This window comes from Lachnoclostridium sp. Marseille-P6806, assembly GCF_964238185.1.
In the GTDB taxonomy this organism is placed as follows: domain Bacteria; phylum Bacillota; class Clostridia; order Lachnospirales; family Lachnospiraceae; genus Brotaphodocola.
Window position 1 is genome coordinate 160,229 of the sequence record NZ_CAXSLG010000004.1, and the last position, 15,276, is coordinate 175,504.

At 43.9% G+C, this 15,276-nt stretch carries 12 protein-coding genes and 2 pseudogenes; 6 read left to right on the forward strand and 8 right to left on the reverse strand.

All coding sequences use genetic code 11. The features are described from left to right. The first annotated feature begins 1 nt into the window (after nt 1). The 3 genes from ACESON_RS06925 to ACESON_RS06935 all read left to right on the forward strand — a co-directional run bounded on the left by ACESON_RS06925 (nt 2) and on the right by ACESON_RS06935 (nt 1,492). Nucleotides 2-229: a holin gene (locus ACESON_RS06925; RefSeq protein WP_373109021.1), complete on the forward strand. Its 228-nt coding sequence runs from the start codon at nt 2-4 to the stop codon at nt 227-229. A gap of 72 nt (nt 230-301) precedes the next feature. Then, nucleotides 302-619, forward strand: a complete 318-nt coding sequence (locus ACESON_RS06930; RefSeq protein WP_373109022.1) for a DUF4406 domain-containing protein — start codon at nt 302-304, stop codon at nt 617-619. 63 nt (nt 620-682) lie between these two features. Beyond that, a complete protein-coding gene (locus tag ACESON_RS06935; protein ID WP_373109024.1) occupies nt 683-1,492 on the forward strand; it encodes an N-acetylmuramoyl-L-alanine amidase in 810 nt (269 codons plus the stop codon). Between the two features lie 239 nt (nt 1,493-1,731). Here the strand turns inward: ACESON_RS06935 and ACESON_RS06940 are convergent, their stop codons facing one another. Genes ACESON_RS06940 through ACESON_RS06965 form a run of 6 tightly spaced genes read right to left on the reverse strand, consistent with a single transcriptional unit; the run spans nt 1,732 to nt 6,919 of the window. Beyond that, complete coding sequence (locus ACESON_RS06940; protein WP_373109025.1) at nt 1,732-2,244, reverse strand: IbrB-like domain-containing protein; 513 nt, start codon at nt 2,242-2,244, stop codon at nt 1,732-1,734. Next, nucleotides 2,237-3,577 carry a DUF3440 domain-containing protein gene (locus ACESON_RS06945; RefSeq protein WP_373109026.1) on the reverse strand — a complete coding sequence of 447 codons (1,341 nt, stop codon included), beginning with the start codon at nt 3,575-3,577 and terminating at the stop codon, nt 2,237-2,239. The genes ACESON_RS06940 and ACESON_RS06945 overlap by 8 nt, the downstream gene beginning before the upstream one ends. Beyond that, complete coding sequence (locus ACESON_RS06950; protein ID WP_373109027.1) at nt 3,578-4,984, reverse strand: DEAD/DEAH box helicase; 1,407 nt, start codon at nt 4,982-4,984, stop codon at nt 3,578-3,580. It abuts the gene before it with no gap. Further along, complete coding sequence (locus tag ACESON_RS06955; RefSeq protein ID WP_373109028.1) at nt 4,977-6,113, reverse strand: hypothetical protein; 1,137 nt, start codon at nt 6,111-6,113, stop codon at nt 4,977-4,979. The genes ACESON_RS06950 and ACESON_RS06955 overlap by 8 nt, the downstream gene beginning before the upstream one ends. A 48-nt stretch (nt 6,114-6,161) precedes the next feature. After that, complete coding sequence (locus ACESON_RS06960; RefSeq protein WP_373109029.1) at nt 6,162-6,677, reverse strand: hypothetical protein; 516 nt, start codon at nt 6,675-6,677, stop codon at nt 6,162-6,164. Between the two features lie 23 nt (nt 6,678-6,700). Then, complete coding sequence (locus tag ACESON_RS06965) at nt 6,701-6,919, reverse strand: helix-turn-helix domain-containing protein (protein WP_373109030.1); 219 nt, start codon at nt 6,917-6,919, stop codon at nt 6,701-6,703. Nucleotides 6,920-7,785: 866 nt separating this feature from the next. Here ACESON_RS06965 and ACESON_RS06970 point away from each other — a divergent pair. The 3 genes and pseudogenes from ACESON_RS06970 to ACESON_RS06980 form a co-directional block, all read left to right on the forward strand. Next, nucleotides 7,786-9,741, forward strand: a pseudogene (locus ACESON_RS06970) (alpha/beta hydrolase domain-containing protein); the annotation flags it as partial. Between the two features lie 153 nt (nt 9,742-9,894). After that, nucleotides 9,895-12,174: pseudogene (locus ACESON_RS06975) on the forward strand (glycoside hydrolase family 3 N-terminal domain-containing protein); the annotation flags it as partial. A gap of 153 nt (nt 12,175-12,327) precedes the next feature. After that, complete coding sequence (locus ACESON_RS06980) at nt 12,328-12,621, forward strand: hypothetical protein (protein WP_373109091.1); 294 nt, start codon at nt 12,328-12,330, stop codon at nt 12,619-12,621. A gap of 144 nt (nt 12,622-12,765) precedes the next feature. Here ACESON_RS06980 and glgD read toward each other — a convergent pair whose 3' ends face one another. After that, complete coding sequence (gene glgD, locus ACESON_RS06985) at nt 12,766-13,911, reverse strand: glucose-1-phosphate adenylyltransferase subunit GlgD (protein ID WP_373109031.1); 1,146 nt, start codon at nt 13,909-13,911, stop codon at nt 12,766-12,768. Further along, nucleotides 13,905-15,113 (reverse strand): glucose-1-phosphate adenylyltransferase, encoded by a 1,209-nt coding sequence (locus tag ACESON_RS06990; protein WP_177959193.1) that lies wholly within the window; start codon nt 15,111-15,113, stop codon nt 13,905-13,907. The genes glgD and ACESON_RS06990 overlap by 7 nt, the downstream gene beginning before the upstream one ends. Between the last annotated feature and the right edge of the window lie 163 nt (nt 15,114-15,276).

Here is a 15,276-nt window from a genome sequence, read left to right on the forward strand (position 1 = left end):
TATGCTTAAAAATTGCGTTTTTCGTCCGGATGTGGATACTGTGGCATGGATTAAGGCAGCAGGAATCAGAGCGGTCAAAACCATGGCACAGACGTTTGTGGCCACAATTGGAACAGCGGCTGCGATGGGGGATGTTAACTGGCAGATGGTAGGCAGTGCAACTGTACTGTCTGGCATTCTGTCTGTAGCGACATCCATCGCAGGCATCCCGGAGGCAGCAGCCCGGTAAGGAGGTGATCCAACATCTCCCGCGCCCGGCCGGGTGATGCCGGGTAATTTTTGATAAGAAAGGAATTGAACTATGAAAGCAATGTTATCACAGCCCATGGCTGGAAAAACTGATGAAGAGATTAGAGCAACCAGAGAAAAAGCAATCGCCGTTCTGAAAGAAAAAGGCTATGAGATTGTAAATACCCTCTTTACAGATGAATGGTACAGCAATGAGAGTATGGAGGAGAGAGGTGTGGTACAGATTCCACTTTGCTTCCTGGCTAAGTCTCTGGAGAATATGTCCCTATGCCATGCTGCATATTTCTGCAAGGGCTGGGAGAATGCCAGAGGATGCCGGATTGAGCATGACGCAGCTGTGGCCTATGGACTGGATATCATTTATGAGTAGTAATTTTTGCGACGTCGCAACGGCCCTGGAGGAATCTGGGGCTTTTTTATTTTGGAGGAAGCTATGGAAATTAATAAACAATATTTGACAATAAGCAATTACAGCAGGCCGGGAAATCGTCGCAGCAAAACTACGGCTGTGGCCTGTCATTATATTGGAAATCCCGGAACGTCAGCTCAGGCAAACAGAAATTATTTTGAAAATCTGAAGGATACTCACACAACCAAGGCCAGTGCTCACTATATTATCGGGCTGAAAGGCGAGATTATCCAGATGATTCCAGAGGAGGAAATCAGCTGGTGTACAAATCAGGCAAATAGCTATACGATTAGCATAGAGGCTTGTCATCCAGATGAGAGCGGTCGTTTTACAGATGCCACCTATCAATCCTATGTGGAGCTGTGCGCCGATATTTGCAGGCGTTGGGAACTGGATCCGCAGCATGGCGGATTAATCCGGCACTATGATGTGACTGGGAAAATTTGTCCCAAGTGGTTCGTAGATCATCCTGATGCCTGGGAGCAGTTTAAGGATGACGTTGCAAGCGCTATGCGGTCAAAATCCGGCTGGCAACAGGAAGATGGTGGCTGGCGGTTTTACCTGGATAACGACCATTGTGTCGTCAATGACTGGTATGAGGATGAGGGTAAGTGGTATTGGTTCGATGGCGCTGGTATGATGGTTAGTAATGTTTGGTACCAGTATAATGGCCATTGGTACTATCTGGGGGCTGATGGAGCCATGGTAAAAGGACAGCAGACCATTGACGGCAGGTGGTACATCATGGACGATGAAGGCCGGATGCTGACTGATCCGGTCACATTGACACCGGATGCAGATGGGGCGCTGCGGTGGCCGGGGCTGGCGAAATAAAAGGCAGCTATTTTGCTGCCCTAAATCGTTTCTGGTTCCACGCAATCCTGGCGTCCAGATGCGCTCGTCTGCGCATTGGTAGGCCATGCAGCCGGTTCCAGTTGTTTCGGATCGCAATTTCCGGACACAGGTATACCCGCTTCATTTCTCTCACCTCCCTCTGATTATATAGACGAATAGGAGACAAAAACATAACAAAAGCCCGGGAAATCCGGGCTGTATTTGTTTGAACTATACTTTTACTCTGCAGGTTCCCATGCTCGTGAGAATTCGCTGTCTTTAAACATTTCTGCGATTCCAGTTATCTGCTTTAATCTCAAAATTTCGTCGGCATCCATACCAAGGTGCTTGGCAATCCACGCATCTGAACGTCCGATATTATGTAACTCGCACACAATGTTACTCATCAAATCAACGTCGTGGGTTCCTCTCGCCCTGTTATGACGGATAGTGCTGGCCATACGGTTGTCAATGCTTTTGTTAATCACCGAAACAGGGACGCAGCCTCCTTCTCGTTCATAGATGTCTTTATGATCAAGCATAATCCGATAACGATGGAATCCATCAACGATTTCATACCGGTCGTTTTCACTATTATAATAACATACAATGGGCATCGTGTAACCATCTTCTTTTATGCTGTCATACAGCAATTTCATTTCTGGTGGCGCTACACTGTTTGGATTGTACTCATTTGGGTCGATTTTTTCAATCGGTACTGGAATTACGTCATAAACAGGGCTTTTATACATCTTTCTTTCCTCCCTTTATAATTGATTTGTACTTATCTTTTAGGGCATTTATTCGGGCTTGTTCTTCTTTTACTGGACCAAACCCCATGTTTTTGCACATATGGTCATTTTTTAGGATGCAATAGCAGCATCTCTTCCAAGACGGTAGTTCAAGGGGCATTGCGCTTTTGACATCATCCATATTATCGGGGATTTCCTGATCAAATACCACTTTTTGCTTTTCGGTAAGTGTGTAGGATGATAAGCCATTGGTATGCACTGCATATCCTTTTTCTTTCATCTCCTTAATAGTTTCGGCGGAAAGACCTCCTCCTTTTGTTTTCCAGAACTCCTCTGAAAAGCGAAACTTTTTAAGGTACTGGTTCCTTACATTTTCAGGAAGAGTATCCAAGAGAAAGAATGTGTACTCTTTCCAGGTCATGCCCTCTGGGAGAGTAATGTTTTTGTATCCCATTGCTTTTGTTTTGGCGTATATGGCTCCAAAATTCGCGCCCCGTACCCGTCCAAGAAGCTTTATCCACGTTTCCGGTTCGATTCTTCGGTATAATTCCAGGGACTCTTTTGCCTGGTCTAAAAACGGGGATGCAACTCGCATCTGGTCAAGTGTGAGACCAGCTTTGTAGTACAAATCATACAGCCTGTTATAGTCGAAACCAAACTTTCCAACGGCAGTCCAGACATCCTCAACCCTCCAGTCATAAATAGGTGCTGCGGAGTAGATGTCCTTATACTGCTTCGTAATCCATGGCGTGTTATTATATCCGTAGCGTTTATTTACGATGGCTGAGTATCTATGCAGAGATTCGTCGCAGCGGATGCCTACAAGCGCACAGGTTTTCCCTCCACCATGCTTTTGATGGTAGTATTTGCTAAACCGCTTATAAAACGATTCTTCCATCATTTTATATTCGTAAAAATCAAAATCATTATTTTCCAAGGTATATACATACGGATGATCTGGCATTTTCCGAACCCAAGCATCTTTTTTATCAGGATCCCATGTATACCAATACATTTCATAGTTGCTTAATGCGGTTCTGACTTGCATTGGGATACATGACCAGTACAAATCAGCTCTATCTTCATGGCTCTGGAAGATGCGTTCCACAAATTCTGTTGTCTTTTTGTACTGCGCTTCGAAATCCTGATGGAAAATACCGATTCTTTTGTTGATTCCGTTGTCTTCCATATATTTGAACACCAGCTGCAGGAGAGTACCAGAGTCCTTCCCGCCGGAGAAGCTGACATAGATATTGTCGAACTCACTAAAAATGTAATCCATTCGCTTACAGAATGCGGTGTATACATCTTCGTTTATATACATTTTTTGCATTTATGTAACAACCTCCAATTCAGAACAGTCAAAAATTTCATGCTCATACCTGCTTCCGTAAATAAACTTTTTAACTTCTTTTTTGAGCATTTCAGTATTTGAAATTTCGCTTTTCAGAGAATCAAGCAGCCCTTCTTTCCGATTCAAACATGATAAAATCCGCTCATCCAAAGTTTCATATGCGCATATATCTGTAATATTCACATTTTTGCTTTGCCCAATTCGATGAACACGATCCTCACTTTGGAGCCTGGTCCCTAAATCCCAGTCATTAGAATAATTGATAATGTTACGGCAAAACTGGAGGTTGAGCGAGTATCCGGCGCACCCGCGATTAGCTACAAGATAAGGTTTATCGCCGGAAAATTCTTTCAATGCATGATCTCGCTGTTTGATGGAAATCTGTCCATCAAAACGGACACAGCCTGGAAGAATTCTGCATATCTGATCTACTTCAGATTGATACCGGCAGAATATAATACATTTCTCGTTTTTAGGAACAATATCCAGCAGTAGTTGAATCCTGGGATTGTCCAGCGGGTTATTAAAAAATTCAACTGCTTCAAATTGTGCGCCGTTTCTTTTAAAATCCAACTTTTTGCCTGATATAATAGCTTGGAGACCAGAAAACAATCGATACACTGTTTCGGGCTTCCATTCGTCGAGCTGCATCATCAGTATATCTGCGGCTGCGTCATATATTTCTTCCTGCTCCTTTGTTAATCTAAAGAATTCGGTTTGATAATTTTTGGGTGGGAGAGAAGTGCAATCGTTTTTTCTTACTTGGAATACATATGGAGAAATTTTTTTGGCGAGGAAATCGGCATTCAAAATCTTGTGAATTTTCCCATACTCATCCAGTTCTATGTGATTGGCAGCAAAACTCCAATAACTCCGGTATCCCAAAATTCTCCAGTCTAGCAAATAAAATTGAGAAAAAAGGTCAGCTTCATTACGTGATACTGGAGTACCGTTCAAAATTATGCGATACGGGCATTTACCTGCCAGGTCGGTTATGTGCTGCGTCCGGTATGCTTTAGGATTTTTTACCAGCAAACCCTCATCCACTACCATCATACATTTATGATTTTCTGCATATAGCGAGAGAAAAGAGAGTGCGCGCATACTTGTACTAAGGGTTTCGATTCCGCAGATTATAAAAAGATGGTGCATTTCTTTGGGGCAGTGCTTTATGATTTCCCGTTTTATATTCCCCTTTGCAGAACACGGACATAACCATATTACTGAATCTATTTTTCCAGCAAGGTATCTTCTTCGGGCTATTTCAAATGTTGTAATGCTTTTTCCAGTGCCCTGCTCCATAAACAGAGCACCGACTTTCAATTTTATTAACTTTTCAACAGCTTCCATCTGATGCGGAAGAAGCTGGTTGCTCAACTTAATCATCGACAAGATCTTCAATTACCCCCTCTTTTTCGAGGACAGTTCTAAGTTTTTCTTCATAATCAATGGATTCGGAAGTTACTTCCTGAACTTTTTTTCGTTCATAACATTCTTCTGTTGCTTTATATTTCTCGATAGCTTCAATGGCTGACTGGGAAAATCTAAAACCCATGAGCTGCGCAAACTCTTCAACTTCTCGGTAAAATTCCGCTGAAACCAATACAGATCCGTTATTCCATTTGGCTCCAGGGAGTAATTTTGATTTCTGGAAAAGGAAGTCATTGTATCCCTTCCAAACAATTGAAAGCTTTCCTGCGGACTTGTTTAAAAGAATCCAATTATCATATTTAGGCTCGAAAGTCCCGCTGATGGCGAGATTCTTGGTCTCCTCGTCAGGAAACTGGACTGTGAATCCGTTTGCGAGCAATGCATTCCCAATCTCTGCAGCTCTATCTATCAATTCTCCGCTGGTAGAGGTTTTTTTGAATTCCCAAGCAGTGCCAGACCAAGAATATTCCTTTTCTTTTACAATTTCGCGGAAATCAGAATCTTTTGGGTAAAAGATTTTAACATAATCGTTTTTGATTTCGATTTTTACAACTCCAGTCTTTTTAGGATCTTCTGGAGCAACAACAACAGTTTCCTCTATTTCTTCCTGTACTTCTTTTGGGACACCAAAAAACATATCTTTGCATTTTTCGATGATTTGTTTTCCGAGGCCCCTTTCTTCGCGATTATCAATCCAGAATTTAGCTGTTGTTTTTTCAGCCACAAGCGCATCAAAAGCCTGTCCCCAATCATTGATGTCAATAATTTTAGATTCTGCCACAGTGATTTTTCTGTCAGGGTTCTTCTGCAATGCTTCATTCACTGAATTAATTAAGTTATTTCTGATGGTCGTAGCCCATGCTACTTGTTTTTCTGTTCCGGTCAATTTTGGAAGGCCCATCTCTGTAGCTGCTTCCGCTGCCTTTTTGTTTGCGATGTCTCTTTCTTGCTGTCTGGCCCGTTCTCTGCATTCCGGGCACGGGCGAGAAAATTCATTTTCCTTTTTCCACTCCCTGTCCTTACTCGGCCCATAAATCTCAACAACGCCTTCGTGACCACAAGCATACGTTCCGTAGTATTTCATTACTTTCCCTCCCGGTTTCATGGCCCTGAAGAATCCGGGCCGATAAATTTATTTCTGAGAATTTTTCACTTTCTGAATCCAGTTTTCATCGATGTCGTGATGGTCCATTTCCTCGATTTCCCAGATGGGGCAGCCGATACGGATCAATTCATTGTATACTGCATTGTAGTCTTCTTTGTGATCCTCTTCGAAATCTGCAAATGGATCCTGTCTACTGTCTACGTTCCGGATTGCAATTTCAGTCATCATTGCCGCCCTGGTTTTCATCTGCATCGGATCTTCTCCTTTGCTTTGTCTGGTTTCATCAATTGCAATTTTGTAGAAATCACAATCGTCCGGAATTTGTTCCATGGTATAGATTATTTCCATTTCGGTTCCAGGAACAATGTATGCATATTTTTCTTTTCTATCAAATTCATATTTAACTACATAGGAACCTTTGATTTCCGGAACGATGATAGGCAGTTCCACGAAGTTCACACCTTTGCGTTTTAAAGTGTACACGAAGGATTCTTCGCCCCACTGAACTGTGATTTCTTTCCCATAATGTAAAAATTTCTTCATTGTAATTCTCCGTTTCTTCTTATTTAACCCTTATACTCCATAATGTCTCCCGGCTGGCATTCAAGCAGCCGGCACAGATTGCAGATTACTTCACAGGTAACATTTCCGTTCTTCGTGAGCTTTGCTACCGTATTTGAGTGGATACCGTTGTCACGGAGCCACTGCTTGTTGACGTTTTTCCTTTCCATCAGCTCCCAGAGCCTGGAGAAATTGATATAACCATTGTCTCCGTAGTTAGCCACCTCGAAACCTCCTTTTTATTCATCTCTTTGTTATGTCTTAATTATACACGATAATAGACGATTGGTAAATGGTAAAAGTACACAAAAATAGACGATAATTTTGCCTATTATAATACATGATAATAGACGGTGAAAGGATTTTCAAAGGATGAGCACACGACCTGGCAAGGGGCTGAAAAATTAAGCTGAAATGAATTGAATTAAATTTAATTCAATTGTGTACGTTAGCGACAAATTAGCGACACATTTTTTGAAAAAACCTTGATTTATAAGGGTTTCGGTAATAAATGCTTTAATATTTTTTTAAAACATAATATTTTGAAAGAGGAACGCTTCATGATTTTTCAGAAGGTAAACAATTACTGCAAAGAGAATAATGTACAAAGCACCTGAAGAACAATGGCATTTTAGACAGGAAAAGAAAGAGGGTTTTATGCAGAATACACAAAAAATACTCAAATACACGTAAGATAATCGCAAGAAAAGGTTAATAAAATGAAGGAAATCTTGATAAAAATAGTTTATTTTGCCAAAAGATGGTGATATAATATCCTTTGTAGTTGTTGCAAAAGTTTTGTTTTGCAGGGAAAGGAGAAGACATGAAGTTGAGACAGCAGAAACTATGTAAAATGCCAAGGGGGAGGGTGCGGCGTAAGGTTGCGTCAGCACTGGTTTTGGCAATGAGCGCTACAACTGTATTTCCGGCGTTTGCAGGTCCGCCGCCGGAGGGCTCCGACCGGTATTCCTGGTATATTCCCAGTGAAGATGGCGGCCTGTGGCATGATGAGGAAGATGAGGACAGGGAGAGGATTGCAACTGATTCGGATGCAGAGTATGCAACCTGGTCAAACGCAGTTTTGACTGCCATGGAGTCCTTTAACAGTAAGGTTGAATTTGTAGATTCAGAAGGCAAAGTGCTGGAAGGAAACACACCGGACGAGCTTAGTGTTCCTCAGGACGAGAAGAATTTCCCGTATCTGAGCCAGCAGGCAGGACGTACCAGAGAAGATTATGGCTTTTCTGATACCTATGAGGAGCATGAATATTTCCTGAAGGGCAGTGCAAATATTTATGACATCAAAGATGGCAAGCTGGCAACTGCCAGCAATGCAGCGAAGGCAACCTCCAGCAACGCACAGGAGGAATACGTTGATCGAATTATAGTATTTAAGCCGAAGGATGCGGCAGATTTCAGCGGTGTGGTATTTGTAGATATTCTCAATGCCAGCAGCAAGACAGATATTGCCAGCCTGTGGCGTCAGAGCTATGATTACATCATGGAAAAGGGCGCCGTGTATGTAGGCGTTACTTCTAAGGATGTTACAGTAAAGTCTCTGAAGACCTTTAACCAGGATCGATATGCAGCCCTGAAATGGGGAGATGACAATGGTATTTTCTGGGATATTTTAGGTCAGGTAGGTACTTTGCTGAAACAGGAAAACAGCCCGATTCTCTACGGTGAGGATTACAGCGGCGATGTAAATTCCTACCTGTTTGGCTCCTCTCAGTCCGGTTGGTATGTCAATACCTTTGCCAATAACTTTGGTCTGGCAAACTTTGTAGCAGAGGACGCAGCGGATTTGGAAACCTACGAGGATTATAAGGACTGCGTAGGAAGTGCAGATCACATTTTTGATGGGTATCTGAACTTTGTAGGCGGTATGATGGATACCTCTATTGCAAAGAAGCAGAGTTCAAAGACGAGAATGTTTATGCCGGTTAAGGCTACAGACGTTCCGTTTATCCTGATGGTGGGAGAAAATGACTACAATCCTGGTCCGGTTCGTCATGACAGCGATGACCCGGATAACATGTACCGTCATTATGTAGTGGCAGGTGGCCCACACTCAGATATTATTTTCCCGGCAGATCCGACAGATGAGCTGCAGATGCAGACAGGACGGGATACCAGAGAATATGTAGACTTTAAGGGAGATCATACAGTAACAGATTTCAATATTACTGTATTTATCAATGCAGCTCTGGAAAATCTGGATAACTGGGCCCAGAATGGAGAGTCGGCTCCGTGTGGTCCGTATAAGGATGAGGTAGCAGGCTCTATGAATGGAATGGCATTTGCGCCGGAGAGAGATGAGTTTGGAAATATGACATCCGGAATCATTTCTCCGCAGATTTCCGTACCAGTTGCTTCCTATTACGGCGGTGCCAACGGCGCTTTCAGTGATAAGAGCGGTTCTATGATTTATCTGGCTCAGGATCAGGTAGAAAGCCTTTACGGTGACAGAGATACTTACCTGGATCAGTATGCGGAAGCTCTTGATAATATGATCGAGAACGGATGGATTCTGGAATCTGACAGAGAAAAGATGATAGCTCTTGCAGAAAACGAGCCGTTCTTTGGTGAGACAGGACGTGATTCTGAGGCGATTGAGGCTTCTATGGAACGGGAGATCAAGCTGGAGACTGTGAACCAGAAGGAAGGCAAGGCTGGTGATGTAAAATATACCGAGACAGAATATCTGGCAAATGGTGAAGCCAATGTTTATACCCGTATGACAGAAAATACGGTTGTCCGGACACGTCATTCCCTGACTCCTTACAAGAACTATGTGAGAGTTGCAGTTCCGGAAAACTTTAATGGAAAGGTTGTTCTGGATCTGATTCTGGAAAAAGACGGAGAGCAGAATGTACAGGCTCTTATGAAGGAAGGCAAGGCATATGTAGGTATTGCTGCTTCCCTGGAGGCTGCTGAGAAACGCGGCGGAGAGTGGAGAAAAGCCATTAATGCAAAGGACAAGAAGGATGAGTTTGGCCTGGTATGGGATATCATCAGTCAGGCAGCAGCTTCTATCGGAAGTGAAAATGGACTTCTTGGCCAGCAGGGAACAGAAATTGAACTGGGTCTTGACAGCGATGATAAGAATCTTGTATTTACCTACCAGAAGTATTTTGGAGCATACGAAAACTATCAGGTAACAGCGTATGCTGATGCAGAAGGCGGAAAGGAATTGGCAATGCATGGTGAAAAGGTAGATCCGTCTTCATACGGCGTTTGGTCCAGTACCTATCAGGAAAAAGCAAACGGAACCGGAGAACCGGTCATCGGTGCTGCTGCCAAGAACATTCTGGAGGTAGACGGAAAGTACTTTAAGGATTCCAATGGAAACGGCAAGCTGGATGTCTACGAGGACTGGCGGGAAGATGCAGAAACAAGAGCCGCAGATCTGGTCAGCCAGATGACCGTAGATGACAAGATTGGTATGATGTTTAACAATTCCAGAGGCATGGGAATCAATTCTTCTGTAAAGGATAAGACAGGACTTCTGGATGAGACAGAAAAGATCAATGATACCAGTATCTTTGGAACAACTTCAACGCTGGGAACTATTGATACCATTGAAAAGCTGGGACTGCGCCACTTTATCCTGCGCCAGAATCCGGAACCGGAGGATATGGCAGACTGGATCAACCAGATGAACTATGTGGCAGAGGGAACCTCCCTGGGTATTCCAGTATTGGTAACTTCCAATTCCAGAAACGAAAACGGCGATATGACCTTTGGTATGAATGACGCATCTGGCGTATTTTCTACCTGGCCTGGAACGATGGGTCTGGCAGCAGCAGCCAAGGGAGATATTGCAGCAGGAGGAGATGCATCTCTGATTTCCAGATTTGCAGAAATTGCAAGAAGTGAGTGGGATGCCAGCGGACTGAAAAAGGGATATATGTATATGGTAGATACCATGACCGATCCCAGATGGCAGAGAACCTATGGTACCTTTGGAGAGGATCCGGAGTTTATTGCCGATGCAGCAGAGCGTCTGGTAGTTGGCTTCCAGGGAAGCAGTGAAGGCGTACAGACAGATGGTATTGCCCTGACGATTAAGCATTTCCCGGGCGGCGGAGCAAGAGAAAACGGATTTGATCCTCACTATAAGCAGGGGCAGTGGAATGTATATCAGACAGAAGACAGCCTTCAGAGATATCACCTGCCTGGATTTAAGGCAGCAGTAGACAACAATGTATCCTCAATTATGCCGTACTACGCAAAACCGGCTCCGGAAAAGAGCGAGCCTCAGTATGATAATAACGGCAATGAGCTGAACATGCAGCAGGTTGGATTTGCATTCAACAAAGAATTTATCCAGGGCTTACTGCGTGATCAGATGGGACATGATGGATATGTAAACAGCGACAGCGGTATTATCGGAAATATGGACTGGGGCGTTGAAGAACTGGATGTACCGGAGAAATGCGGTTATGCAGTGAATGCAGGAACAGACATTATCGGTGATACCAATGACGTATGGTCCATGAAGGAAGCATACGAGCGTTCTGAGGACGGAAGCAAGAGTGATTATTATGATACCCATGAAATTGCTTACGGATTTACAAGAGAAGAAGTAACAGTAAGCAACGAGGATCTGGATCGAGCAAATGAACGTCTTCTGAAGGAGATGTTTGAGCTTGGACTGTTTGAAAATCCATACCGGAATCCGGATCATGCAAAGGAAGTTGTTGACAATCCGGAGAACTGGGATGAGGCTTATGAGGCACATCAGAAATCTGTTGTTCTGTTAAAGAACAAGGATCAGGTTCTGCCGTTAACAGAGGACAAGCTGGAAGGAAAGACCGTATATGTAGAGTATTTCTCTCAGAAAGAGAATCCGGCTCAGACGGAAGCCCTGAGAAAGAATCTGACAGAAAAATATGGCATTCAGGTAACTGAGGATTACAATCAGGCTGATTATGCAATCCTGTTTGTGAATCCGAAATCCGGCAATTACTTCTCTGCAACAGCAGGATATCTGGAACTGGATATCTGCGATGGAAAGATTGTTCATGACGTAGATGAGCTGGGACGTCCGGCAGCATCCACTCATGCAGAAACCACTCTGCAGAATGCAGGAAAGATTAAAGAAATTGCAGATGCCGTTCATAACAATGGCGGTAAGGTAATCTCCAATGTAAACTTTACCCTGGCATGGATGTTAGGAAATGTAGAGCCTTATGCAGATGCTCTGCTGGCTGGCTTTGATACTTATGCAGATGCTACGATGGATGTCATTGTAGGTGATTACAATCCGACTGGTAAAATGCCAATTACTCTTCCGAAGAATGATGAGGTCATTGCAGTGAATGCAGACGGCGTATGTATTTCCCCGAACGATGTTCCTGGCTATCTGAAGGATCAGTACATGCCTGAAGAAATGAAGGACAGAAACGGAAAGGCTTATGCATATCGCGACAGCGAAAATAATTATTATGAGCTGAATTATGGACTCAGTTACGAGGAAAGCGAAAAACCGCACAGGCCCAGCCGTCCCAACAGCAGCAATGCAAGCAGCGGCGGAAGTGCAGCACCGGCAACTGGAAACAGCGGAGCAGTAACCGGAACCTGGAGCGTAAGAGAGGATGGTCAGTGGACCTTTAAGACCTCCGGCGGCGTGACACCGGCTTCCTGCTGGCAGTACATAAACTGGAATGGCACCAATAACTGGTATTATTTCAATGCAGACGGCTCTATGGCAGTTGGCTGGATTTCTCTGGATGGACAGTGGTATTATCTCCATGCAGAAAGTGACGGCACCCGCGGTCATATGTATACCGGATGGCATCAGATTAATGGAAAGTGGTACTATTTCCATAATGTATCCGACGGAACAAGAGGACGGATGCTGATAGATACCACAACACCTGATGGGTACAAGGTAGGACCGGATGGTGTATGGATTCCGTAAACAGAAATGAAACAGCAATAAAAATGTAACCGTTCGGCTATGCGAAGAGGCATAGCCGAACGGCTGCATAAAAACATGAAAGAGCCGCCCGATCATCAAGAAAAGATGATCGGGCGGCTCTTTGGATATAACAGAAGAGATGATTTAAACTTTCTGGTATTTGGCAACATAAACCGGGAATGCGTCATTGCCCTTTAATTCTTTATATTCGGTAATGGTAACGTTCTTGTCTGTAATAACGTATTCCAGACTTGCGCCTGCTTCTACAGAGGTTCCCTGCATCAGAACACAGTTACGAACCTTGGCGCCCTTGGCAATCTTAACACCACGGAAAAGAATGCTGTTTTCCACATCGCCTTCAATCACGCAGCCGTCAGCAGCCATAATATTCTTGGCTCTGGAGCCATTGATATAGCGGGTGGGGTTGTCATCGCGGATCTTGGTGTAGATAGGATCTCCGCTGTAGAACAGAGCATCCACATTCTCGTTATCCAACATCTTCATGTTCTCTTCGAAGTAGCTCTTCATATCAGAGATGCGGGCTACATAGCCGTCAAAACGGAAGGCCTGAACATTCAGGGTTTTTAAGTTGGGAGCCAGAACGTCCCGCTCAAAATAAATCTGCCCCAGAACATAAGCCTTGCTGACCAGCTCAATCAGACGCTGACGTTCAATAATATAAATGTTCATGGAAAGATTCTGAACGCCGATTTCCTTGGAGTTGATCTGGATCTCAGATACACGTCCCTCATCCAGAGACAGGGTATAGTACATATCTTTACTGGTGTGAGGAGCATCCAGGATACTGTCGGGAAGAGGCTGCTCTGTATAGGCAACGGTTACATCAGCGCCGCTTTCCATATGAGCTTCGATCATAGCATTGAAATCAAAGTTGACAGCCAGATTGGTGTCAGCCATGATTACATATTTTTCTTTCTGCTCCTTTAAAAAATCCAGAATGCTTGCAAGAGCCTCGATACGGCCATTGTAAACAGAAACGGTTTTCTCTGCATAAGGCGGAACCATGTTCAGACCGCCGTTTTTCCGAGTCAGATCCCACTCACGTCCAGAACCAAGGTGGTCCATAAGAGAGTGATAATTTTTGCGGACAATCACAGAAACATTGTCGATTCCGCAGTTTACCATACTGGAGAGAATAAAATCTACCAGGCGGTAACGGCTGGCAAAAGGAATGGAAGCCATCAGGCGTTCTCCTACCAGCTCGGGTACGAGAGAGTCATAACTGTTTGGAAAAAGGATGCCCAGGGCATTTGCATTGGAATTTACCATTGTTCTTCACCGCCTTTTACATTATTATTGATCATTGCATTGGGGCCGATTTTAGCGCCTGCGCCGATTTCAACGCCGGAGCCAACTGTGGCAACACCCTTTTCACCATCTGCAGGCATAGCACCTACAACGGCATTTTCACCAATCACAACGTTTTCAGCAATGATGCAGTGCTTTACAACAGCGCCTGCCTTAATGGTGGTTCCGCTCATAATCACAGCGTCTTCTACCACAGCTCCTGCCTCTACTCTGACGCCGGAGGAAAGAATGGAGTGCTTGACATCTCCGTCAATACGGCAGCCATCTGTGATTAAGGAATTCTCTACTACAGCGTCAGCACTGATCTTATGTCCGGTCATACCGCTGTTGCGGCTGTAAATCTTCCAGTCAGTATCAAACAGGTTGATACCGCTGTGTTCCGGATCCAGTACTTCCATATTGGCTTCCCAGAGGGAGGGGATGGTTCCTACATCCTTCCAGTAGCCATCAAAGTGGTAGGCATACATATTCCGCCCGTCCTTTAACAGATTGGGAATGATGTTGTTGCCGAAATCATTTTCAGAATTCGGATCAGCCTCATCCTCAATCAGGTACTTTCTCAGAATATCCCAGTTGAAAATATAGATACCCATAGATGCCAGATTGGATTTTGGATTCTTGGGCTTTTCCTGGAATTCAGTAATCTTGTCGTTCTCGTCAGCAACCATCAGGCCGAAGCGGGATGCCTCTTCCCACGGAACCTCCATAACAGCAACAGAGAACTCTGCATTTTTCTCTTTGTGGAAGCGGAGAAAATCACTGTAGTCCTGCTTGCAGATCTGGTCGCCGGAAAGAATAATAACATACTCCGGATTGTACCGTTCAATGAAAGAAATGTTCTGATAAATCGCATTTGCAGTGCCTTTGTACCAGTCAGAGCCGGAAGCCTTCTGATATGGCGGGAGTACATGTACACCGCCGTAAAGACGATCCAGATCCCAGGGCTGTCCATTTCCAATATATTCGTTTAATACGAGCGGCTGATACTGGGTCAGAATACCTACTGTATCAATGCCGGAATTCACACAGTTTGAAAGTGGAAAGTCAATAATGCGGTATTTACCGCCAAAAGGAACTGCAGGTTTTGCAAGCTTCTGGGTCAGAGCATATAATCGGGAACCCTGTCCGCCGGCAAGAAGCATAGCAATCATTTCTTTTGCCATAATAAAAAATCCCCCCTATTAATATTTAAAACTCATGTATAAATTGTAACATAAAAGAGGAAAAATCGACAGTCTTTTTGTGAAAAAACTTTTATAAAAAACCAGATGGTTTTTCTCTGTTTTGACTAATTTTTGGAAAATCAAGGTAAAAAAGTAGAAAATA